General features: G+C 66.6%; 20 protein-coding genes. 12 read left to right on the top strand and 8 right to left on the bottom strand.

Going from position 1 to position 22,863, the window contains the following annotated elements:
* The first annotated feature begins 225 nt into the window (after positions 1–225).
* The 6 genes from OLX23_RS18920 (at position 226) to OLX23_RS18895 (ending at position 7,268) form a co-directional block, all read left to right on the top strand.
* Positions 226–1,455 carry a CaiB/BaiF CoA transferase family protein gene (locus OLX23_RS18920; protein ID WP_264446600.1) on the top strand — a complete coding sequence of 410 codons (1,230 nt, stop codon included), beginning with the start codon at positions 226–228 and terminating at the stop codon, positions 1,453–1,455.
* Between the two features lie 46 nt (positions 1,456–1,501).
* Positions 1,502–2,728: a CaiB/BaiF CoA transferase family protein gene (locus OLX23_RS18915; protein ID WP_264446599.1), complete on the top strand. Its 1,227-nt coding sequence runs from the start codon at positions 1,502–1,504 to the stop codon at positions 2,726–2,728.
* A 44-nt stretch (positions 2,729–2,772) separates the two neighbouring features.
* Entirely contained in the window at positions 2,773–3,063 is a 291-nt protein-coding gene (locus OLX23_RS18910) for a hypothetical protein (protein ID WP_264446597.1), read from the top strand.
* Positions 3,064–3,116: 53 nt separating this feature from the next.
* Entirely contained in the window at positions 3,117–4,610 is a 1,494-nt protein-coding gene (locus OLX23_RS18905; RefSeq protein ID WP_264446595.1) for a class I adenylate-forming enzyme family protein, read from the top strand.
* Positions 4,611–4,749: 139 nt separating this feature from the next.
* Complete coding sequence (locus tag OLX23_RS18900) at positions 4,750–5,928, top strand: CoA transferase (protein WP_264446594.1); 1,179 nt, start codon at positions 4,750–4,752, stop codon at positions 5,926–5,928.
* A complete protein-coding gene (locus OLX23_RS18895) occupies positions 5,913–7,268 on the top strand; it encodes an amidohydrolase family protein (protein ID WP_264446593.1) in 1,356 nt (451 codons plus the stop codon). The genes OLX23_RS18900 and OLX23_RS18895 overlap by 16 nt, the downstream gene beginning before the upstream one ends.
* Here OLX23_RS18895 and OLX23_RS18890 read toward each other — a convergent pair.
* A complete protein-coding gene (locus OLX23_RS18890) occupies positions 7,236–8,225 on the bottom strand; it encodes an enoyl-CoA hydratase/isomerase family protein (RefSeq protein WP_264446592.1) in 990 nt (329 codons plus the stop codon). The two genes, OLX23_RS18895 and OLX23_RS18890, sit on opposite strands and share 33 nt — an antisense overlap.
* Positions 8,226–8,368: 143 nt before the next feature.
* Here OLX23_RS18890 and OLX23_RS18885 point away from each other — a divergent pair, with 143 nt between their 5' ends.
* Entirely contained in the window at positions 8,369–9,163 is a 795-nt protein-coding gene (locus tag OLX23_RS18885) for a helix-turn-helix domain-containing protein (RefSeq protein WP_264446591.1), read from the top strand.
* Positions 9,164–9,167: 4 nt separating this feature from the next.
* On the opposite strand, the gene OLX23_RS18880 is transcribed toward OLX23_RS18885, so the two are convergent.
* Positions 9,168–9,893: a DUF2889 domain-containing protein gene (locus OLX23_RS18880; RefSeq protein ID WP_264446590.1), complete on the bottom strand. Its 726-nt coding sequence runs from the start codon at positions 9,891–9,893 to the stop codon at positions 9,168–9,170.
* A 168-nt stretch (positions 9,894–10,061) separates the two neighbouring features.
* Here OLX23_RS18880 and OLX23_RS18875 point away from each other — a divergent pair, with 168 nt between their 5' ends.
* From OLX23_RS18875 to OLX23_RS18855, 5 genes are all read left to right on the top strand, one after another.
* Entirely contained in the window at positions 10,062–10,256 is a 195-nt protein-coding gene (locus OLX23_RS18875; RefSeq protein WP_264446588.1) for a ferredoxin, read from the top strand.
* 216 nt (positions 10,257–10,472) lie between these two features.
* Positions 10,473–13,052 (top strand): TonB-dependent receptor, encoded by a 2,580-nt coding sequence (locus OLX23_RS18870; RefSeq protein WP_264446586.1) that lies wholly within the window; start codon positions 10,473–10,475, stop codon positions 13,050–13,052.
* Positions 13,053–13,238: 186 nt separating this feature from the next.
* The gene (locus tag OLX23_RS18865; RefSeq protein ID WP_264446585.1) at positions 13,239–15,443 is read left to right on the top strand and encodes an acyl-CoA dehydrogenase family protein; all 2,205 of its coding nucleotides are present in this window, start codon (positions 13,239–13,241) and stop codon (positions 15,441–15,443) included.
* 162 nt (positions 15,444–15,605) lie between these two features.
* Positions 15,606–16,430, top strand: a complete 825-nt coding sequence (locus OLX23_RS18860; protein ID WP_264446584.1) for an enoyl-CoA hydratase/isomerase family protein — start codon at positions 15,606–15,608, stop codon at positions 16,428–16,430.
* A gap of 7 nt (positions 16,431–16,437) precedes the next feature.
* Positions 16,438–16,998, top strand: coding sequence for a sugar O-acetyltransferase (locus tag OLX23_RS18855; protein ID WP_264446583.1), 561 nt, complete (start codon positions 16,438–16,440; stop codon positions 16,996–16,998).
* A gap of 15 nt (positions 16,999–17,013) precedes the next feature.
* On the opposite strand, the gene OLX23_RS18850 is transcribed toward OLX23_RS18855, so the two are convergent.
* The 6 genes from OLX23_RS18850 to OLX23_RS18825 form a co-directional block, all read right to left on the bottom strand.
* Positions 17,014–17,736 carry a TetR/AcrR family transcriptional regulator gene (locus tag OLX23_RS18850; RefSeq protein WP_264446582.1) on the bottom strand — a complete coding sequence of 241 codons (723 nt, stop codon included), beginning with the start codon at positions 17,734–17,736 and terminating at the stop codon, positions 17,014–17,016.
* A gap of 37 nt (positions 17,737–17,773) precedes the next feature.
* On the bottom strand, positions 17,774–19,246 hold the full coding sequence (locus tag OLX23_RS18845; RefSeq protein ID WP_264446581.1) for an aldehyde dehydrogenase family protein: 1,473 nt from the start codon (positions 19,244–19,246) through the stop codon (positions 17,774–17,776).
* A gap of 36 nt (positions 19,247–19,282) precedes the next feature.
* Positions 19,283–20,023, bottom strand: a complete 741-nt coding sequence (locus tag OLX23_RS18840; protein WP_264446580.1) for an SDR family oxidoreductase — start codon at positions 20,021–20,023, stop codon at positions 19,283–19,285.
* A gap of 173 nt (positions 20,024–20,196) precedes the next feature.
* Positions 20,197–20,643 carry a MarR family winged helix-turn-helix transcriptional regulator gene (locus OLX23_RS18835; protein WP_264446579.1) on the bottom strand — a complete coding sequence of 149 codons (447 nt, stop codon included), beginning with the start codon at positions 20,641–20,643 and terminating at the stop codon, positions 20,197–20,199.
* An 86-nt stretch (positions 20,644–20,729) separates the two neighbouring features.
* Positions 20,730–21,137, bottom strand: a complete 408-nt coding sequence (locus OLX23_RS18830) for a nuclear transport factor 2 family protein (RefSeq protein ID WP_264446578.1) — start codon at positions 21,135–21,137, stop codon at positions 20,730–20,732.
* The gene (locus OLX23_RS18825; protein WP_264446577.1) at positions 21,137–22,849 is read right to left on the bottom strand and encodes a class I adenylate-forming enzyme family protein; all 1,713 of its coding nucleotides are present in this window, start codon (positions 22,847–22,849) and stop codon (positions 21,137–21,139) included. Before OLX23_RS18825 ends, OLX23_RS18830 begins: the two co-directional genes overlap by 1 nt.
* Positions 22,850–22,863 lie beyond the last annotated feature (14 nt).

Here is a 22,863-nt window from a genome sequence, read left to right as displayed (position 1 = left end):
TCAATTGCATAGAATGCAACATCAGTGGCATTTTTCGCAAACAACTAAGCAAGCTTATTAGATGTTGCGGTGCAGCATATCGCGGCGCAGCAAACGGATTTCAAGCCTTAATCGTCAGTGCGATGGCCAGACGGTTGATCGCGGCCGCGAATCCGCGCAGGACGGCGCTTTCCAGGGCGCGCACAGCCGCCCGATTTCCCAAATAGAGACAGAGGGACAGGACAGATGACGACCAAGGTGATGCAGGGCGTGCGCATTCTCGAGGTGGCGCAGTTCACCTTCACTCCCGCGGCCGGTGCGATTCTCGCCGACTGGGGCGCCGACGTCATCAAGATCGAACATCCGGTCCGCGGCGACACGCAGCGCGGCTTCCTCAACATGGGCGGCGTCAAGCTGGACCCGCTGCGCCACACGCTGATCGAGCACCCCAACCGCGGCAAGCGTTCGGTCGGCATCGACCTGTCGACCACCGAGGGCCAGGAACTGCTCTACGAACTGGCCAAGCAGTGTGACGTGTTCCTGACCAACTACCTCCCCCAGCACCGCCAGAAGAACAAGTTCGACATCGAGCACATCCGCGCGGTCAATCCGAACATCATCTATGCCCGCGGCTCGGCACTGGGCAACAAGGGCCCCGAGCGCCACGTCGGCGGCTTCGACGGCACCTGCTTCTGGAACCGCAGCGGCATCGCCCACGCCATGACCCCCGAAGAGCTCGACGGCCCGCTGAGCCAGGGCATGCCCGCCTTCGGCGATTCGATCGGCGGCATGTTCATCGCCGGCGGCATTTCGGCCGCGCTCTATCACCGCCAGATGACCGGCGAGGCGACCGAGCTCGACGTCTCGCTGCTGTCGACCGCCTGGTGGGCCTCGGGCGCGCTGCTGGCGCAGGTCATGGAGACCGACATCTACAGCCCGAATTCGATGCCGAAGTCGGGCGGCGTCAGCGTCAATCCGTTCATGGGCAACTTCCGCACCTCGGACGGCGGCTGGATCAACCTCTGCACCTTGAGCCCGACCGGCCTGATCCGCGACATGTTCGAACACCTGGGCCTGGCCGAACTGGCCGACGACCCGCGCTTCTCCGAGCCGCGCGCGCTGTTCGAGAACGCGGCGATCGCCAGCGGCTACATCGTCGACGCCTTCTCGAAGAAGCCGTTCGCCTACTGGCGCGAGCACCTCAAGACGATGAAGGGCCAGTGGGCGCCGATCCAGACGATGCGCGACCTGATCACCGACGACCAGACCGTGGCCAACGACATGATCATCGAGGTCGAGGGCGCCGACGGCGGCGCGCCGATGCGCCTCGTGCGCGGCCCGGTCCAGTGGAACGGCGAGCCGACCGAGACCACCCGCGCGCCCCAGGCCTCGGAGCACACCGAAATCGTGCTCATGGAAATGGGCATCGAGTGGGACAAGATCGAGGAACTGAAGGCCAAGGGCGCGATCGCCTGAGGCACCTCGCCTAGAGTACCGTTTCCAGGCCGGGAGGGGCCGCGCCATGACGCAGGTGATGAAGGGAATTCGGGTCCTCGAAGTGGCCCAGTTCGTCTTCGTGCCCGCGGCCGGCGCGGTCCTGGCCGATTGGGGCGCCGAGGTCATCAAGGTCGAGCATCCGGTCCGCGGCGACGCCCAGCGCGGCGCGCGCTCGATCGGCGGCATGACCTTCGACGCGGTGGCCAATCCGATGATCCAGCACCCCAACCGGGGCAAGCGCTCGATCGCGATCGACGTGTCCAAGCCCGAGGGCCAGGAACTGGTCTACGAACTGGCCAAGAAAGCCGACGTCTTCCTGACCAACTACCTGCCCGCCGCGCGGCAGAAGCTGAACATCGATCTCGAGCACATCCGCGCCGCCAATCCGAACATCATCTATGCGCGCGGCAGCGGCTATGGCGACAAGGGCCCCGACCGCGACCGCGGCGGCTACGACATGACCGCGTTCTGGATCCACAGCGGCATCGCCCACGCCATGACCCCGCAGGAGTTCGACGTGCCGCTGCAGATGGGCATAGGCGGCATGGGCGATTCGCTGAGCGGCATGAACCTGGCCGGCGGCATCGCTGCAGCGCTATTGCACCGCGAACGCACGGGCGAAGCCACCGAGGTCGATGTCTCGCTGCTGTCGAGCGCGATGTGGATGTCGGGCATGGTCATCGCCCCCTACCTCCACGGCGGCTCGATGATGCGCGTGGGTCTGCCCAAGGTCGGCGGCGCCGCGGTCAATCCGTTCATGGGCCATTTCCAGACCAGCGACGGCCGCGTCATCAGCCTGTTCATCATGGTGCCCGATCCCTACATCCGAGACACCTTCGAACACCTGGGCCTGCCCGAAGCCGCGAACGACCCGCGCTTCGCCAATGCGCGCGGCCTGGCCGAGCACCACGCCGAGATCAACGATCTGATCGTCGCCGCCTTCGCCGCACGCGATTTCGACTACTGGCGCGCGCATCTGCAGACGATGAAAGGCCAGTGGGCCGCGGTGCAGAGCCTGCTCGACCTCGGCGAAGATCCGCAGGCGATCGCCAACGATGCCTTCTTCACCATAGACCCGATCGACGGATCGCCCCCGGTCCGCGTGGTGCGCAATCCCGTGCAATTCGATCACGCACCAGTCGAAAGCGCACGCGCGCCCGAGCATTCCGAGCATACTGAGACGGTACTGTTGGAGCTCGGCCTTGATTGGGAGCGGATCGAACGCCTAAAGGCGTCCGGTGCGATCGCCTGATCGCGAAACTATATTCCAGATACTGACTGCGAAGGACAAGAGAGATGAAGCCCGGAACCCGTTTGAAGAGCGTCGCCGACGATACCGAAGTCATGGTCATCCGCACCGGTGGCGGCACGATCGAATGCGGCGGCTCGCCGATGGCCGAAGAAAAGCCCGCCGACCTCGCCCCGCTCGCCGCCGACTTCTCGGCCGGCACTCTGATGGGCAAGCGCTATGTCGATGCCGACGGCCAGTACGAGCTGCTCTGCGTCAAGCCCGGCAAGGGTTCGCTCTCGGTCGACGGCGTCGCGCTGGTGATCAAGGATGCGAAGCCGCTTCCCGCTTCGGACTGATCGGCCGCTTCGGACTGATCGACTTAAGACACCTCGGGGATAGATACCGTCGCATGAACATCTCGCTGCTTCTCGAAATGGCCGCAGAGGCCGCACCCGATCGCGTCGGGCTCGTCTGCGACGGCAAACGCTGGACCTATGCCGAACTGCTCGCCGCTGCACGCGGCGCCTATGAGCTGATCGAACAGAGCGGCGCGCAGTACGTCGCCCTGCTCGACGAAAGCAGCGAGGCCGCGGTGATCGCGCTGTTCGGCGCGGCGCTGGCCGGCGTGCCCTATTGCCCGCTTAACTACCGCCTTGCCGACGCCGATCTCGCCGCCCTGCTCGACCGCATCGCGCCGGCGTTGGTGGTGGGCGACGAGGAGCGCGTGACACGTATCGCCGGCGATCAGGGTCACACCGTGCTCAGCCGCGAGGAGTTCACGCTCAAGGCACAGGAAACCGTGCCCGGCGACGATCGCGTCTACGACATGGGCGAAGGCATTGCTGTGCAGCTGTTCACCAGCGGCACGACCGGCACCCCGAAGGCGGCGATCCTGCGCCACTCGAACCTGCTCGGCTACATCCTCGGCACGGTCGAATTCGCCTCGGCCGAGGAAGACGACGCCGCGATCATGGTGGTGCCGCCGTACCACATCGCCGGCATTTCGGCGATCATGTCCTCGGTCTATTCGAACCGCCGCATCGTCATGCTGCCCGCGTTCAGTCCGGAGGGCTGGCTCAAGCTGGTCGACGCCGAGAAGGCGACCAACGCCTTCGTCGTGCCCACCATGCTGGGCCGCATCATCGCGGCGATGGAAACGACACCCGCCGACGTCTCGTCGCTGCGCGCGATCTCCTACGGCGGCGGCAAGATGCCGCTCGAGGTGATCAGCAAGGCGCTGGCGCTGTTCCCGAACACCGGCTTCACCAATGCCTATGGCCTGACCGAGACCAGCTCGACCATCGCCCTGCTCGGCCCCGACGATCACCGCGCGGCGCTCGCTTCGGACGATCCCAAGGTGCGCGCACGCCTGACCTCGCTGGGCCAGGCGCTGCCTACGGTCGAGATCGTGATTCGCGACGAGGACGGCAATATTCTCCCCCCCGGTGAAGCGGGTGAGATCTACGTCCGCGGCGACCAGGTGTCGGGCGAATACAAGGAAAAGAGCGCGCTCGTCGAAGGCGGCTGGTTCCCGACCCGCGACGCCGGCTACATCGACGAGGACGGCTACATCTTCCTCTCGGGCCGCGCCGACGACGTCATCGTCCGCGGCGGCGAGAACATGTCGCCGGGCGAGATCGAAGACGTGCTGCTGACCCATGCCGCGATCGCCGATGCCTGCGCCTGCGCGGTGCCGTCGGTCGAATGGGGCGAGGCCGTGGGCATCGCCGTGGTCGTCCGCGAAGGCCATGGCGCACCGGGCGAGGACGAGCTCAAGGAGCTGATCCGCGGCCGCCTGCGCTCGAGCCGCGTGCCCGACAAGATCGCCTTCGTCGCCGAGCTGCCCTACAACGAAATGGGCAAGCTGCTGCGCCGCGAGGTCAAGAAGATCCTTGCCGACTGAGGCGCACTGTCACTTTACCGTCGCCCCTGCGCAGGCAGGGGCCCAACCGACCTTTCCACCACGCGCCCTCCGTTTTCGGACGAGAGCTGGGTTGGGCCCCTGCCTGCGCAGGGGCGACGGTGTGGTATGAGTGGCGAACGTGAGTAGCCCCGCCATCCCCCTCGCCCGCTGGGCCGACCGTCACCTGCGCCTCCTCGCCGAGGAGACCGGCTCCCCCCGCATCGCCGCGCTGACCGGCGACACGATCGTCGGCGAGCGCGGCTCGAACGGCGACTATACGATCAACGGCCGCATCTCGGCGGGGCTCGGCGGCAGTCGGCTGATGCCGACGCGCGACGGCGGCTGGTTCGCACTGACACTGATCCGCACCGAGGACCGCGAGCTGCTGCCCGCGCTGTTCCTCGACGACGGCATCGACGTCCATAGTCCCGAAGCCATCGCCGCGGCCGTGGCGCAGCACGACTGCGCCGACCTGGTCATGCGCGGACGGCTGCTCGGACTGCCCGTGGCTTCGGCCGACGAAGCGCCAGCCTCGCCGCCGGTGGAGCTGCTGGTCGAGGGACCGCACCGGCAGCGCGAACCGGGTCATGTCCCGCTCGTCGTCGATCTCTCGGCGATCTGGGCCGGGCCGCTCGCCGGGCATCTGTTCTGGCTCGCCGGTGCCGAGGTGGTGAAGGTCGAGAGCCGCAGCCGCCCCGACCTGATCCGCCGCGACGATCCCGCGACCTTCGACCTGATCAACCAGGGCAAGGCCAGCGTCATGATCGACATGGCCAGCGATACCGACAAGGCCGCGCTGGTCGGGCTGATCCGCCGCGCCGATTTCGTCATCGAAAGCTCGCGGGTGCGGGCCCTGAAACAGCTCGGGATCGACGCCGAGGCGCTGGTCAAGGAAACGCCGGGGCTCGTCTGGCTCAGCGTCACCGGCCACGGCGCCAGCGGCGATGCCGCCATGTGGACCGGGATCGGCAACGACTGCGCGGTCGCCGGCGGCCTCGCCCGCGCGCTCGCCGACGCCAGCGGCACGATCGGCTACGTCGGCGACGCGATCGCCGATCCGCTGACCGGGATCACCGGCGCGCTCGAAGCCTGGCGCGCCTATCGCAGCGGCACCGCGCGCCGCATCGGCCTGGCCATGAGCGCAATCACCGCGCGCGCGCTAGCCGAGGAGCGCGCCTATGATCCGGCCTTGCTCCGCGCCGAACTGCTCGGCTGGGCCGAAGCCAACGGCCAGCCCTTCCCCAAGGTTCCGCGCCGCGCGTTGGCGGCGGAGGTGCGCGAACTCGGCGCCGATACCGCGGCATGGCTCGCATGCTGATCCGCAACGCCGAGGTCTGGGGGCATGGTAGGGCCGACCTGCGCCTGAGCGACGATCGGATCGCCGAAATCGGCGGTCTCGCGCCCACCCCGGGTGAAACGGTGATCGACGCGCGGGGTGGCGCGCTCCTGCCCGGACTCCACGACCACCACATCCACCTTGCCGGCCTGGCCGTGCGCGCCGCCTCGGTGCCCTGCGGCCCGCCCGAGGTGAACGACGCCGGCGAGCTGACGGCCCAACTCCGGCGCCCCGGCAGCCGCTGGATCCGCGGGATCGGCTATCACGAGAGCGTGATGGGCCTGCCCGACAGGCACGAACTCGACACGCTGGTGGCCGATCGCCCCTTGCGCCTGCAGCACCGCTCGGGGCGGCTGTGGCTGTTCAATTCGCTGGGACTGGAAACCGTCCTCGCGAGCGCAGAAGCCCCCGCCGGGCTCGACCGCGCCAAGGGCCACCTGTTCGACGAGGACGCCTGGCTCCAGACCGCGCTCGCCTCCACGCCGCCCGATTTTGCCGCGGTCTCCGCCGAACTCGCGGGCTTCGGCGTCACCGGCATGACCGACATGAGCCCGCGCAACGATCCCGTCATCGCGCGCCACTTCGCAAGGCAGCGCGAGACCGGATCGCTCCGCCAGCATGCGCTTCTCGCGGGAACGCTGGGCAACTGGACACGCGGCCCGGCCAAGCTCCACCTCCACGAAGCCCAGTTCCCCGATTTCGACGAGACCCAGGCCTTCATCGCCGCCGCGCATGACCAGCAGCGCGGCGTCGCGGTCCATTGCGTGTCCGAGATCGAGCTGGTCTTCGCGCTCGCCGCGATCGAAGCCGCCGGGGCCGTGCCGGGCGACCGCATCGAGCACGCCTCGGTCGCCTCGCCCGAACTGGTCGCGCGGATGGCGGCGCTGGGGCTGTCGGTCTGCGTCCAGCCGCACTTCGTCGCCGAGCGCGGCGATCGCTATCTCGCCGACGTCGAGCCGCGGCATCACGGCGATCTCTATCGCCTGCGCAGCCTGGTCGAGGCCGGCATTCCCCTCGCCGGCGGCAGCGACGCGCCTTTCGTCAGCGCCGATCCCTGGCAGGCGATGACCGCGGCGGTCTCGCGCCGGACGCGCGACGGCCAGGTCATCGGCGCGGGCGAAGCCCTGACACCTGAAGAGGCGCTGACGCTCTACTTCGCCGATCCGCTCGACCTCACCCGCCGGCGCCGGATCGTGCCGGGCGAACCCGCCGACCTGTGCCTGCTCGATCGCCCCTGGGCGGCGGTGCGCGAAAATCTCTCGGCCGAACTCGTCCGCGCGACCTTCGTGTCAGGCGATCTCGTCTATCAGGCCCCAGCCTAGCGCCTGCCGCGCGTTCAGGCGCTTGCCCGAGAGGATCATCAGCGCGGTGCGCTGGCGCCCGATCCGCCGCGTCAGCGCGACGCAGCCCCCCGCCCCCGGAAGCACGCCCATGGCCAGCTCGGGCAGCTGGAACCACGCGTTCTCGGTCGCGACGATCCGCCGCGCCCAGGCCGCGAGTTCGAGCCCCGCGCCGACGCAGGCGCCCTGGACATGGACGTCGAGCCGATCGGCACAGCGCGACGCCGGCCGCGCCGGCAAGGTCGCCAGCCGGATGGCGTGGGCGGTCGCAGGATCGGTCGTCGTGCCGAATTCGCCGAGCTCGGCGCCGAGACTGAAGGCCTTGCCCTCGGCGCGCAGTTCGATCCGGGCGATGCCAGGATCGAGCGCCGCCAGCGACAGCGCCTCGTGCAAGGCATCGCGCAAGTGCCGGTCGATCGCATTGCCGTTCTCGGGACTGGCGAGCGTGAGGACCAAGGCCTCGCCAGCGGGCTCGACCCGCAAGCGCCCCTCCGCCCGCCTCGCGGCCGGCGGCTGCGCCGCGCGCCAGCGCAAGTGTTCGTCGCTGCCCTGGAGCACTGCATAGGCCAGCGACTCCGCGGCCAGCCCGGCATCGGACGACAAATCCGGCAGCAGGCGCAGAAGCTGCACGATCACCGCCGCCGATCGCGGTCTGGCCATTACCTGGCGCGCGATCGCTTCGGCGCCGACCGGCGGCTCGATCACCGCATCGAGATGGGCCGCCAGCGGATGCTCGGGATCGCCCAGCCCGATCACCGGACACGGCGGCAAGGCCAGCGACTCGGGCACGCCATCGGTGCGGTCGAGATCGACGAAGGCCAGCGGCACCTCCGCCCAGGCTTCGCCCGGCCAAAGCCGTTCCGCCGGTACGATCAGCTCGCGGATGTCCATTTTCTCGCGATCTCCGGGCGAATCGGTCGCCGTTTCGAGACGATCCATCGCGCAAATCGCACGGGTTGAACACCAAGCCGCTTGCAATGTAAGCTAACCAAGGTCAGGAATAAACGAGACATTCTCATTTTCGTTGACATTGCTCCGATATGGCGCAAACTTCGACGCATAAGAGGTGGAGGAGAGAGTCCATGCCTGTCGGGTCAGCCCCTTCGAACAAGGCCAAGATCGCGCGCCGTGTGATCGAGGTTCTGGAATTTTTCGACGATACGCATCGTGAAGCCACGGTGATGGACATCGTGCGCCGCTATGACCGGCCGCAGTCGTCCACGTCCGAACTGCTGTCGAGCCTCGTCGAGCTCGGCCTGCTCTACAAGGATCCCAATTCGCGCTCGTACAGCCTGGCGCCGCGCGCCGCGCTGATCGGCGCCGCCGGCCAGACCGGCATCGTCCGTGACGGCCGCCTCGTCGGCCTGGTCGACCGCCTTGCGGCGCAGACCGGCCTGTCGGTCGCGGTCTTCGGTCGCGTCGGCCTCAAGAGCCAGATCGTCTCGTGGCATGCCGGCCCGCGTGCCTCGGGCAAGGCCATGCGTGGCCTGCACGGCGGCCTGCAGGAACCGCTCTGCGACAGCGCGCCCGGCTGGCTGCTGCTCTCGACCATCGCCCCGTCGCGCCGCGACGGCGTGCTGCGCCGGCTCAACGCCGAAGCCGCCGAGGATCGCAAGTTCGCCGTCTCCGACATGACCGCGCGCATCGAGACCTGCCGCGAGAGCGGCCACGTCCGCGGCAAGCTGGGCTTCAGCTCGCAGGCCGACGTCGTCGCCGCGCTGCTGCCCGGCCAGGACGAGAGCCATCCGCTGGCGATCGGCATCGTCTATGGCGAAGAGGACCGCGTCAGCCGCGAGAGCCTCGTGCGCTGCCTCGACGATGCGATCGAAGGCCTCGCCTCGCCCACCAAGATCGAGAAGCTGCCGACCGCGGCCTGACCGCTTACAATCGCGCGAGTTGTTCGACGGCCAGACCGTCGAGCGGCTCGGCATCTCCAGCATTGAAATCGCGCAAAGCCCCGACGCGCTGGGCCGCGACCGCACGCTCGGGCTGGAAGGTATAGCAATTGGGCGGCAGATCGGTCGCGCGCGACTGCTGCTCGATCGGGATCGTGCGCCCATGCGCGACCAGTCCCGCCCACTGCAAGACGCGCGCCGGCTCCTGCAAGTCTGCCGGCAGCGTCGCGATCCAGTCGCGAAGCTGGTGCAGCATCAGTCCGCTGGCGCTCGCGGGCTCGACGATCACCCCCATATGCTCGCGCCATAGCAGCAAGGGCTCGCCGTCGCGGCGCAATTCGAGCAGGCGTTCGCCCTCGATCGGATCACTGACCAGCACGTCGTAGACCAGCGGCGCGCCGTCGGCATGGGCCGCGGCGAAGACCGCCAGATCGTGCAGGTGCGTGCAGTTCGCGCGCTTTTCGCGCTTCGCGGTGATCTCTGCCAGCGGCTGCCCGGCAAAGGTGGCGACGAGTTGCGCCCGCGCGCCGGGGCAGGTCGTCCACGGCGCACGCTGCATCACCGGCTCGACCGCGCTGACCACCCCGCCCTCATGACGCAAGGTCACCGCCATGCAGTGCATGTCGTCCTCGAGCATCGCCAGCACCACGCCGGCACGCGGCTCGATGCGGATGCGGCGGCGATAGCCGGGTAGATCCTGGGTCTCGATCATGCGCCGCAGAAAATCTCACAGCCGCCGCAGCCTGTCGACCGGCATGCTCGGTGCCATCGCCCGCGCGATTGCCGTCGGCTCGCGCCCGATCGCATCGACAAGCACGCCCCGCGAATGGCAAATAGGCGCTGCACGGCCGCAAAGGCGGCGCCATGGCTGGAGAGAGGCATGAAGATCCGGATCGACAAGGCTCGCTGTGTCGGCAACGCGCGCTGCTGGGCCGTCGCGCCCGAACTCTACCCGCTCGACGACGAAGGATACATCGCCATCGAGGACCTGCTCGTTCCCGAGGGTCAAGAATCGCTCGCCAAGCGCGGTGCCCGCGCCTGCCCCGAACGCGTGATCGAGATCATCGAAGAGTAATGGTAAAGTAGCTGATCATCTCAGATGAGAGCAGTAAAGAGACACGCCTTCTCACAACCTTCGCAGTTCGTTGTATACAAGCAACGGTTCGAAAGAATCTGACACCGCTGTTACGTTTGCCGATTGGCAATCGCTGCACGAGGCGTACCCAATAGGTCGGCTCGGTACATAAAACCCATCCAGGGTGACCGGGCCGCATAGCGGGGGAAGATGCCAGTGAACACCAAGACGAAAGCGGCCTTGCTGGCCGCAACGACCTTCTGCGCCTTCAATTCGGCGGCCGTCCAGGCGCAGACGTCCGAAACCGACACCAATTCGAGCAACGACATCATCGTCACCGCGCAGCGCGTCGAACAGCGCCTGCAGGACGTGCCGATCTCGATCACGGTGGTCGACCAGGCCAAGCTGCTGAACAACAACATCAGCAACCTCAAGGACGTCGCCAGCCTGACGCCGGGCTTCGCGGTCAACAGCCGCTATGGCGCCGACAACACGACCTTCACGATCCGCGGCTTCTACCAGGAGCAGCGCAGCTTCGCGACCGTGGGCGTGTTCTTCGCCGACGTGGTCGCGCCGCGCGGCTCGGGTGCGACCTTCGGCGGCGACGGCGCCGGTCCGGGCGCGCTGTTCGATCTGCAGAACGTCCAGGTGCTCAAGGGTCCGCAGGGCACGCTGTTCGGCCGCAACGTCACCGGCGGCGCCGTGCTACTGGTGCCGCAGAAGCCGACCGACAACCTCGAGGGCTATATCGAGGGCAGCGCCGGCAACTACGACATGTGGCGCACCCAGGGCGTGATCAACATCCCGCTGTCCGACAGCTTCCGCATCCGCGCGGGTGTCGATCACATGGATCGCAAGGGCTATCTCAAGAACGCCGGCAATCTCGGCGACGGCGACTTCAAGGGCCGCGGCCTCGGCGACGTCAACTACTGGGCCGCGCGCCTCAGCATGATCGGCGAGCTGACGCCCGATCTCGAGAACTACACGGTGTTCTCCTATACCCATTCGCAGAGCAACGGCGTGATCCCCAAGATCATCGCCGCCTTCCCCGGCACGTCGAACCAGGCCTTCTTCGGCAACGAGTCGGCCGCGCAGATCGCGCGCGAGGCGCCACTCGGGTTCTGGTCGGTATCCAACCGCGCGCCGGATTCGCACTCGATCAGCGAGCAGTGGCAGGCGATCAACACGCTGACCTGGACCGCCAGCGACAGCCTGACGGTCAAGAACATCCTGTCCTACGGCGAGTTCCGTGGTCGGACCAATCTCGACCTGTTCGGCAACTATGCGCTGCTGCCCGGCGTGACCTATGGCACCGAGACCGGCCAGCAAGTGCGCGGCTTCGCCTTCACCCACGACAATCCGCTGACCAAGCGCACCAACGCGGAAAGCTCGTTCGTCGCCGAACTGCAGTTGCAGGGTCATCCGGGTGACGGAACCTTCACCTGGCAGGCCGGCGGCTATGCCGAGATCAACGATCCGCTGGGCTTCTCGGGCGTCTCGACCGCCTCGTTCACGGCCTGCACCGACATCGGCAACTTCGGCTGTCTGCCGTCGAGCGCCGTCGGCGGCCCGGCCTTCCCGGCCGGCACCGGTCTCGGCACGATCTCGGGCGGCACGGGCTCGTTCTCCTACCAGAAGACCAAGTTCCGCGACTATGCGCTCTATGCCCAGGCCAGCTACAAGCTGACCGACCGGCTCACCCTGACGGGCGGCCTGCGCTACACCTGGGACCAGATGCGGACCTATCTGATCAACCAGACCGCGGTCTATCAGACGAACCCCGCCAACACCCGGTTCGGCTGTACCAACCTCACCGCCCCCGGCTACGTCTCGCCGGTCTCGGCCGCCAACCCGGCGACCTATCCCTATACCCTGGCCAACCACCTGAACTTCTGCGGCCAGAACCTGAAGAAGGACACCAAGGCGCCGACCTGGCTGATCCAGGCCGATTTCAAGCCGGTCGACGACGTGATGATCTACGGCAAGTGGTCGCGCGGCTATCGTCAGGGTGGCCTGGCGATCTTCGGACCCGATCCGCTGCAGCCCTACGACAAGGAAACCGTGGACTCGTTCGAGGCCGGCGCCAAGACGAGCTGGCGCGGCGCCGTGCCGGGCAGCTTCAACGTGTCGGGCTATTACAACACGCTGCGCAACCAGCAGCTCCAGCTCGGCGTCGCCTGTAATCCCGCCAAGCCGGGCTTCACGGTGATCTGCTCGGGCAATGCGACGATCATCAACGCGGGCAAGTCGCGCATCTGGGGCTTCGAGGCCGATCTCAACGTCTCGCCGTTCCAGGGCCTGCGGCTCGACCTCGCCTATGGCTACATCAACGCCAAGCTGCTCAAGGTGACGATCCCGGCGGTGCCCGCGCCGTACAACGACATCACCCCGCCGCTGGCGCAGGGCTGCACGGGCGAGCAGTGCAACACGATCGCCAACTCGGGCCCGCCGCATCAGGTCGTCGCCTCGGGCAACTACACGCTGCCGTTCGACCAGTCGTTCGGCAAGTTCACGGTCGGCGCGACCTTCGTCTACCAGTCGCGTCGCCGCATCGTCGCCGATGGCGTGGCCGGCAGCGGCCGCGGCATCGCGCCGTCGTCGAGCGTGCTCAACCTCAACGCCACCTGGGAGAACGTCGCGTCGATGCCGATCGATCTCTCGGTGTTCATGACCAACGTGACCAACGAGCACGTCATCCAGCAGATCAACGACAACCAGGCCCGCGGCTTCGTCTCGGCCATCGTCGGCGAACCGCGGATGTGGGGCGCGCGCATCAAGTACCGCTTCGGCAACTAAGGCCGAGCGGACGGGTCGCTAGACTGAGGCGGCGCCTTCCCACGGGGAGGCGCCGCTTTTGTTTGGATCGCGGCGGCGATGGGGCGAAATTCCCATTGCCGCGACCCGCCTTTCCGTGCTGATGCGGCTGGGCCTGCTGAACGATCGTGCAGCACTCAGATCAGAAGACCGGGAAGAGACAGCTCCATGAATTTCGACCTCACCGACGAACAGGAAATGGTGCGCGACACCTTCGCGCGCTTCCTCGACGACAATTCCTCGGGCGAGCGCGTGCGCGCCGCCCTGCCCTCGGGCTTCGACCCGGCATTGTGGCAGGGCCTGGCCGAACTCGGCGCCTTCGCGCTGCGCGTTCCCGAGGATGCCGGCGGCCTGGGCCTCGGCCTGTTCGACGCCGCCGTCGTGATGGAAGAAGTTGGCCGCACGCTGGCTTCGGGCCCCGTCGCCGAAGCGCTGGTCGCGACGCGCCTGCTGGCGCTGCTCGGCGGCCAGGAAGACCTGCTCGGTAGTGCGATCGGTGGCGAGAAGGTGGTCACGATCGCCATGCGCGACGTCGCCGAATTCCCGCGCCAGTGGGTCTCGGGCGGCCTCGTCGCCGATGCGGTCGTCGCCAAGAAGGGCAACGACGTCGTCCTGATCCAGGTCCCGGTCGAAGCCCGCGTCGCCGAGGAGAACCTCGCCTCGACTCCGATCGCCGAGATCGACCTCGCCGCCCTGCCCGCCACGGTGCTCGGCAGCGGCGAGGCCGCGCTGGCCAGCTTCGCCGCCGGTCTCGAGGAGTGGAAGCTGCTGATCGGCGCAGCGCTCTCGGGCCTGTCGCGCGCGGCACTGCTGATGGCCGCGGCCTATGCCGGCGAGCGCAAGGCCTTCGGCGTGTTCATCGGCACGTTCCAGGCGATCAGCCACCCGCTGGCCGATCTCATCGCCGAGGTCGACAGCGGCAAGTTCATGGTGTGGAAGGCGATCCGCTCGATCGCCGACGGCGACAAGGACGCCGCCGCACAGGTCTCGCTGGCTGGCTGGTGGACCGCGGAAACCGCGTCGCGCACGGTCACCCAGTCGCTGCACACCTTCGGCGGCATCGGCCTGACGACCGAGCACGACATCCACCTGTTCAACCTGCGCGCCAAGGCCTGGCCGCTGGCCTTCGGTGACCCGCAAGCCTTGCTCGCCGAAGCCGGCCGCCGGCTCTACGGCAACGAGCAGGCGAGCCTGCCCGACGTCGGCGACCTGCCGATCGAGTTCGACCTCGGCGAGGAAGCCCGCGCGGTCCAGGCCGAGATCCACGAATTCTTCGCCAAGCACGTCACCGACGAGGAGCGCGAGAAGTTCCACTATTCGTGGGAAGGCCATAACCCGCGCATCCACAAGCTGCTGGTCGAGAACGACCTCGCCTATCTGCAGCTGCCCAAGGACGTCGGCGGCCGCGGTCTCAGCGCCTATGCCGTCACCGCCGCGCGCGACGCCTTCGAGGAAGAGGGCTGGAACAACCCCGTCGCCGGCGTCAGCCAAATGGTCTCGCTGATCATGCACCGCTTCGGCTCGGACGAGCTCAAGCAGGACGTGCTGGCCAAGGTCATGTCGGGCGACGCGATCTGCTCGCTCGGCTATTCGGAACCGGGCTCGGGTTCGGACGTCTTCGCCGCACAGTGCCGCGCGATCCCCGACGGCAACGGCTGGAAGATCGAGGGCACCAAGATGTGGACCTCGGGCGCCAACCTGACCGACTACGTGCTGATGCTGACGCGCACCAACACCGAGGTGGCCAAGCACAAAGGCCTGACCATGTTCATCGTGCCGCTCAAGGCCGAGGGCGTGACCGTCCAGGCCGTCCACACCTTCATGGACGAGCGCACCAACATCACCTTCTACGACGGCGTGAAAATCCCCGATTCCTGGCGCCTCGGCGAAGTCGACGGCGGCGCACGGACGATGGCGGCGAGCCTCGAGCTCGAGCACGGCGGCGGTTTCGCCAAGGTGCAGAAGGTCATGGTCGAGGAAGCGGTCGAGCTGGCCCGCGAGATCCAGGCCCCGGGCGGCGGCAAGCTGATCGACCAGCCGAATGCCCAGGCTCGCCTGGCCAAGGCCTATGCCAACTACCTGGCGGCCGAGCTGCTCCAGTATCGCGCCAACTGGGTCCAGGTCGAAGGCAAGACCAACCTCGCCTATGGCCCGATGACCAAGGTGTTCTCCTCGGAGAAGTTCACGCTCGATTCGCGCGACCTGCTCGACCTGACCGCACCCTATTCGCTGTCGAAGCGCAAGGGGCCGGCGGGCAAGCTCAACCAGGCCTATCGCCATGCCCACGGCACGACGATCTACGGCGGTTCGAGCGAAGTCCACCGCTCGATGGTCGCCGAGAAGGGCCTCGGCATGCCGCGTTCGCGCCAGTAAGCACGACAACAAGATACCGATCCTCCCCTGCAAGGGGAGGTGGCAGCCCGCAGGGCTGACGGAGGGGTGTCCCCCTCACGATGGCAGGACACCCCTCCACCGCCCGCTTCGCGGGCGGTCCCCCTCCCCCTCAGGGGGAGGATCGACTGATTGGAGAGACCCATGACCGAAGAAGCACCGCACCTGCTGACCGAGGAAGTCGACGGCATCCTCATCGCCACGCTCAACCGCCCGGACAAGCTCAACGCGATCTCGCGCCAGATGATGGACCTGCTGACCCAGGCGGTCCTGCGCTTCCGCGATGCCGACGAGCTCAAGGTCATGCTGATCCGTTCGACCGGCCGTTATTTCAGCGCCGGCGCAGACCTCAAGGCCGGCAACCAGAACGTGGTTTCACCTTCGGTCAGCGGCGTGCAGTCGGCGCGCTCGATCCGCGAGAACCACCGCCTCAATCTCAACAACATGCAACAGCTGTGGGACGAGATGGAGCACGTCGAGAAGCCCATCGTCGTCGCGCACCACGCGATGTGCGTCGGCGGCGGGCTCGAGATGAGCCTGTCGTGCGATTTCCGCCTGGCCGCCAAGAGCGCCGGCTATGCCTTCCCCGAAGGCCTGTTCGGCGTGCTCCCGGCCTCGGGCGGCGTCAGCCGCCTGACGCGGCTCTGCGGCCCGCACTGGGCGCGCTGGCTGGTCATGGCCAACAAGCCCGCCTCGGCCGACAAGGCGATGACCATGGGCCTGGTCCACGAGGTCTACCCCGACGAGACCTTCGAGCAGGACGTCATGGATTTCTGCCGTCACCTGACCAAGCAGAACGGCGAGCAGATGGGCGCGGCCAAGGTAGCGATCGAACTGATCGCCGATGCCGTCGGCCGCGACGCCGGCCGCCACATCGAGCGCATGGCCAACTCGGGCCTGATGCTCAACCCGTCCTACATCAAGGGGATGGAAGAGTACCTCAAGGGCGTCGGCGGCAAGGGCAAGTAGTCCGCAAATGTCCCGCGACGACGGCACCAGGATCGTTCGCGGGCGCACGCCGGAATCGGCGGCGATGGTCGCATCGACCCGACGGGCGATGGCGATCACCGCGCGGATCAATCGGCTGACGTTCGACGACGCGGACGAGGTCCGGCGCCTGTTCGGCGAACTGATCGGAAGAAAGGTGGACGACGGCTTCCTGCTGCTGCCACCTTTCTACACCTCGGGCGGAACCGAGATCACGGTCGGACGCAACGTCTTCATCAACCAGAACTGCACGTTCTACGATCTCGGCGGCCTCGACATCGGCGACGAGGTGATGATCGCGCCCAACGTGAGCATCATCACCTCGGGTCATCCGCTAGCCCCGTCGCAGCGTCGCTCGATCACGATCGGCAAGCCCATCGTGATCGAACGCGGCGTCTGGATAGCGACCGGCGCCACCATCCTGGGCGGCGTGACGATCGGCGAGAATTCGGTCGTCGCGGCCGGCTCGGTGGTGACGCGCCACGTCCCGCCCAACACCTTGGTGGGTGGTAATCCCGCGCAGCCCATCCGCGAAATCGTCGACGTCTAGCGGAAGATCAGCCCCTCAGCCGAACTCGCCGCGCGCAAAACGCGCGCGCGTGTCGGCGATCGCCAGTTCGATCAGGCGCGCCTCGGGCACCATGTAGTGATCCGGCTTGCGACGCTCGCGCTCGCCGAACAGGCTGGTCAGGCCCGTATCGGTCGAAACCGTGACGGTACGCTCGACCCCCGTCATGAGCACCGTCGCCATGCCGCGCAGCGGCGACATCATGTCGTCGCCATCGCCGCCCATCTGCGTCACGAACAGGCCGATCAGCGGCTGGGTCGACTGGACGCGATGGATCATCATGCGCTCGTCGCGCGTGTCCGCCATCGTGTTGCGCAGGTGCAGCAGCCGCGAATTGCGCGCCCAGAAATCGTGATAGGCGCACATGAAGGCATAGGCGCGCTCGCCCAGACGATCGTCGGGCCAGCGCTCGCGCAACATGGCGAGATAGCTGTCCTCGGCCGTGACCATGACCGGCTCGAGCACGGCGAGCAGCAGTTCGGTCAGGTCCGAGAAGTAGTTGTAGAGCGAGGTCATGCCGAGCGTCGCACGCCGCGCGACCGCGCTCATCGAGATCGCGGTATCGCTCTCGGCCAGCAGTTCAGCACAAGCGGCGAGGATCCGCTCGCGCGTTCCCCGCCCCTTGCGACCGAGACGCTGGCCATTGAGATTATGGCTGACGTCTCCAACCGCATCCGCAGCCGTTTCGGCCGGATCGGGCAGCGCCCGATCCGTGTCCACCTTTCCTGCTGCTTTCATCCTCCCCCCTATCCCCTTGTTATGCTTTGACGGGGTAGGCGATCATCTTGGTTTCGAGGAACTCCTCGATACCCTCGACACCCCATTCGCGACCGATGCCGCTGGCCTTGTAGCCGCCGAACGGAATGTCGCCGGCAATGCACATGCCGTTGTTGACCGACACCGAACCCGTGCGAATGCGCTTCGCAACCTTCATGGCACGCTCGTGGTCGCCCGACGAGACACCGCCCGACAGACCATAGGAGCTCTCGTTGGCGATGCGGATCGCGTCTTCGTCGTCCTTGAACGGAATGACCACGAGCACCGGGCCGAAGATCTCTTCCTGGGCGATGCGCATGTCGTTGGTGACGTCGACGAAGACGGTCGGCTCGACGAAGAAGCCGTTGCCCTTGTCGGGACGTGCGCTGCCGCCATGGAGCAGCGTGGCGCCTTCGTCCTTGCCGAGCTGGATGTAGCCCAGCACGCGTTCCATCTGCTTCTTGCTGACCACCGGGCCCATGATGTGCTCGGGATTGTTCACATCACCCCAGTTGTCGCCGAAGTGCGAGTAGCCGCCCTTGAGGATCGCCTTGGCTTCCTCATAGCGGCTCTCGGGCACCAGCAGGCGCGACTGCACGGCGCAGCCCTGGCCGGCGTGGAACACCAGCATGGTCATGGCCACTTCCATCGCGAAGTTCGGCGCGTCGTCGAGCACGATCTTGGCCGACTTGCCGCCGAGTTCGAGGAACACGCGCTTCAAGGTCGGAGCGCCCTGCTCCATGATGCGCTTGCCGACCGCGGTCGAACCGGTGAACGAGATCAGGTCGACGCGCGGATCCTTGACCAGCATCTCGCCGGCTTCGGCCGGGTCGCTACCGAACACGACGTTGATGACGCCGTCGGGGAAACCGGCTTCCTTGGCCAGCTCGCCAAAGATCGCGCCCATGCCCGGGGTATCCGGCGCGGGCTTGAGGATCACGGTGCAGCCGGCGAGCAGCGCCGCGACGACCTTGCCGATGTTGACGTAGAGCGGAACGTTCCACGGCGTGATCGCGGCGACGACGCCGACGGCCTCATAGACCGCGACACGATGATGGTTCGACCCGAAGGCCTCCTTCGTGCCGTAGTCCTTTTCCCACTGGACCTTGTCGAACACGGCCAGGTAGTCGTCCCAGCCGTCGAGCGCCATGTTGACATGCGCCTTGTTGACCGCACCCTGCGCGGCGCCGGCTTCGTGCACGGCCAGTTCGCCGAGACGCGCACGGTTCGCTTCGAACAGCTCGCGATACTTCTTCACGAGCGCGACGCGCTTGTCCTTGTTGGTCGACCAGTCGGTGTTGTCGAAGGCGTTGCGCGCGGCGACGATCGCCGCCTCGACGTCTTCGGCCGTGGCATCGGCCGCCTTGCCGGTGGTCTCACCGGTCCAGGGGCTAATGACGTCGAAGGTGCGGCCGCCGGTGGCGTCGCGGAGCTGGCCATTGATATAGAGCTTGGCGTCGGGAAGTGTCGTCATGGTCCTCAATCCCCAATGGAATGGTTGTATACGTATTTAGGCGCGACGCGCTTCGATGGAAGCGTGCGTGATGCGGACGTCGGGCGCCAGATCGATCAATGCGCGGAAAACGCCGGTCACCGAGGTCACGTTGCTGATCGGACGCTTCATCAGATCGATGCCCGAAGCGACGCAGAGCTGGTGGAACTGCTGCGCGGCCGCCGGATCCCAGTTGGTGGCCATCGGCTTGCCGACTTCGTACATCGGCCCGGCGCGCACCGTGGTGACGCGAATGCCCGAAGGTTCGAGTTCCTTCGACAGCGACTCGGTGAAGCGCTCCACGCCGCCCTTGGTGCTCGCATAGAGCGACAGCATCGGGAATTCGAGCGACACCGATTCGCTGGTGACGTTGAGGATCGTGGCACCGCTTTCCATCAGCGGAATCGCCGCACGGCAGGTGAAGATCGGGCCGGCGAAATTGGTGTTCATGATCGACAGGATCTGCGCGTCGGTCGCATCCTTGACCATGAAGGGTTCGTAGATCGCGGCATTGTTGATCAGCACGTCGATCTTGCCGCTACGCTCGGCGATCGTGGCGAAAGCCGCGCGCACCGAGTCGGGCGAACCGACGTCGCATTCAACCGCATAATGGGGTTCACCCAGTTCCTCGGCCAGTTCCTGAACCTTGGACAGCGTACGCCCCAGCAGGACGACCGTCTCGCCCTCTTCCGCGAAGCGTCGCGACAGTGCGCGCCCCAGGCCCAATCCGGCTCCCGTAATGACTATGGTCTTGCCCACACTGCAACTCGCTTGATGACTGTCGGGGCTGCACGGTTTCCAGAAAGCCGGAGCAACGACAAGGGGATTTGCGCAACGCGCGGGCGATGCTTGGCCGAAAAATGAAGCCGGCTCCGCCTATTTACCCGAAACGACCTTCAGGGTCACGATCAAATATCTGATTTTACAAGATTTCAATCGACCGCCGCAACGTCGACGGTCTGCCGCCGCGAAAGGTTGGCGCGCATCCGGCCGAGCGCCGTCATCATCACCGCGCGCTCCTGTTCCTCGATGCCTTCGAGCGCGATGTCGTAGGTCGCCAGCGCGCAAGGCAGCAGCTGGTCGAGCAGCATCTGCCCCTTGTCGGTCAGGAACAGGCGCCAGGCACGGCGATCGGTCGGATCGGGGCGGCGCTCGACGAGTTGGGCGTCCTGCAGGCGATCGACCATACGGCCGAGCGTGATGGGCTCGACCTCGAGCAGTTCGGCGAGGCCGCCCTGGTTGATCCCCTCGTTGAAGCTCAGCAGGCTCAGCACCTGCCATTGCGGACGAGTGACCCCCACGCCGCGCGCCCGCGCGTCGAAATGCCTGCGCAGGAGACGCGATACCTGCGCCAACATCGTGCCAATGGTTTCGTCCATCGCACGAGATTAGTAATAAAGGTTACTATAATCCAGACTTATTTTGAGCCTTGTAAGGCAATCGCCGTGCCGAGATCGGACGCGATCTACTGATCGAAATCCATATGGAGCCTGGTCAGCTTTTGCTCGGCAATGCGCCAGCCCTCGGCGGTGCGGAGATAGCGCTCGTGGTAGTGACCATAGCCGGTCAGGCCGCGTCCGCCATCCCAAACGACACGATCCTGCATTGCCCAGATCGCGGTCGCCTGATCACCGTCGATCGCGATCTCGGGCGAATGGACCTGATGCGCGGTCTTGGCCTCGCCGATCGAGCCACGCACCGATTCCACCACGGCGGCACGGCCGCGCATGATCTCGCCGCCGCTGCCGCGGACGTCGAGTTCGACATCCTCGGTGAAGAGCTGGCCCCAGCCCTCCCAGTCCTTGGTGTCGAGCAGACGGCAATAGCGCGCCTTGAGGTTGTGGATCTCGAGCCAGTCGTCGAAGGTCGCCATCACGCCGCCTCCGCCTTGAGACGATCGCCAGCAAGCTTGCGCAGCTCGGCTGTCTTGATCTTGGAGCTGCCCGTGGTCTCGAGCTCCTTCTCCTCGAAGAACAGCACGCGGCGCGGCACCTTGTAGCTCGCGAGCTTCTCCTTGGCCCAGGCCTTGATCTCGTCCTCGGTCAGGCTGACGCCGGCATGCGGCACGATGCAGCCGACCACCAGTTCGCCCAGCAGTTCGTCGGGAATGCCGACGGTCTGGGTCAGCTTGACCCCCGGATGATCACGGATCACCGCGTCGATCTCGAGCGGCGAGACGTTGGCACCGCCGGTCTTGATGATGTCGTTGAGGCGGCCTTCCCAGAACAGCCGCCCTTCGGCGTCCATGTAGCCGCCGTCGTTGGTGCGCAGGAAGCCCTCGTCGTCGAGCGTCTCGTCGAGCGGGATGCCCAGGTAGCCCATCATCAGGGTCGGGCCCTTGACCGCGATCTCGCCGCGTTCGCCGATCGGCACGGTCGCGCCGGTCAGCGGGTCGATGATCTTGATCGTCGAGCCCGCGGTCGGGTGGCCATAGCTCAGCGGCACGGCCAGATCGGGCGAGGTACCCGAGGGGAACACCGTGATCAGCGTGAAGGTCTCGGTATTGCCGTAAGCCTGGCCCGGCTCGAGCCATTCGGTGTGCACGCTGGGGTGCTTGGCGAGCAGCATCGTCTTGTCGAGATAGCGCATCGCCGAGAGGTCGACGCTGTCGTAGTTCGGCGCGGCCGCGAGCTGCGGCCACTGGTGCGGCCAGGCGAGCGGCATCGAGCAACGCTCCTTGTCCATCAGTTCGAGCGCCTCGGCCGGATCGAACCAGCGCTGGAGCAGCAGGGTGCCGCCCGAGGACAAGGTGCCGCCGAAGGCCTGGCAGAAATTGCCCGACCAGAAGCAGCCGTTGGCCGACCAGGTGCGCGGCGGATGCTCGGGCTTGATGTCGTACCACTGGTGCCAGCGCCACAGCTGCAGGCAGACGCCGCGGTTCGAATTGAGGATGCCCTTGGCCTTGCCGGTCGAGCCCGAGGAGAACATCAGCACGGCCGGATCGGCCGGGGTCACCGCCGCGGTCGCGGCTTCGACCAGGTCCTCGGCCACGTCCTTGCCGCGCGAAAGGAACTTACTCCAGCCTTCGATGCCGCCCTCGGCTTCGTCGGTGTCGATCATCGCCAGGTGACGGAGGAACGGATAGCGCTCGGAAGCCAGTTCGCCCGGCGTCATGCTGGCGATCTGTGGCTCAAGGCCGATCAGCATATCCGCAAAATCCTTCTTGAGGACCTTGCGCTCCATCAGCAGCACCGAACAGCCCGAGAGCTTGAGCACCTCGTCCATCTCGGCCGGGGTGAAGAAACTGCTGATCGGATTGGCGACGCAGCCAGCCAGGGCCGCGCCGAAAGTGCAGGAGAGGAATTCGAGGCGGTTGGTGACGATGATGCCGACGCGCGTGCTCTTGCCCGTACCGCTGGCGATCAATGCCTTGGCGACTTCGAGGCTCTTGGCCAGCAGGTCGTCATAGGTCCAGCGCTCGACCGCGCCGTCGATGTTGATCATCGCGGCTTCGCGCGGGCCGTACATCCGTGCGATCTCGCGCACATAGCGCCCCAAGGTCAGCGGGCCGATGCCGCCCTCCTCGGACAGCGGAATACCGCGGGCGATCGACAGGTCGCCTGCCACCTGGACCTTGCTGGTCATTGTCCTCAACTCTC

Source organism: Novosphingobium sp. JCM 18896 (genome assembly GCF_025938095.1).
Taxonomy (GTDB): domain Bacteria; phylum Pseudomonadota; class Alphaproteobacteria; order Sphingomonadales; family Sphingomonadaceae; genus Novosphingobium.
Note: the sequence above shows the minus strand (reverse complement) of the source record. Positions and strands in the feature narration are given on the sequence as shown.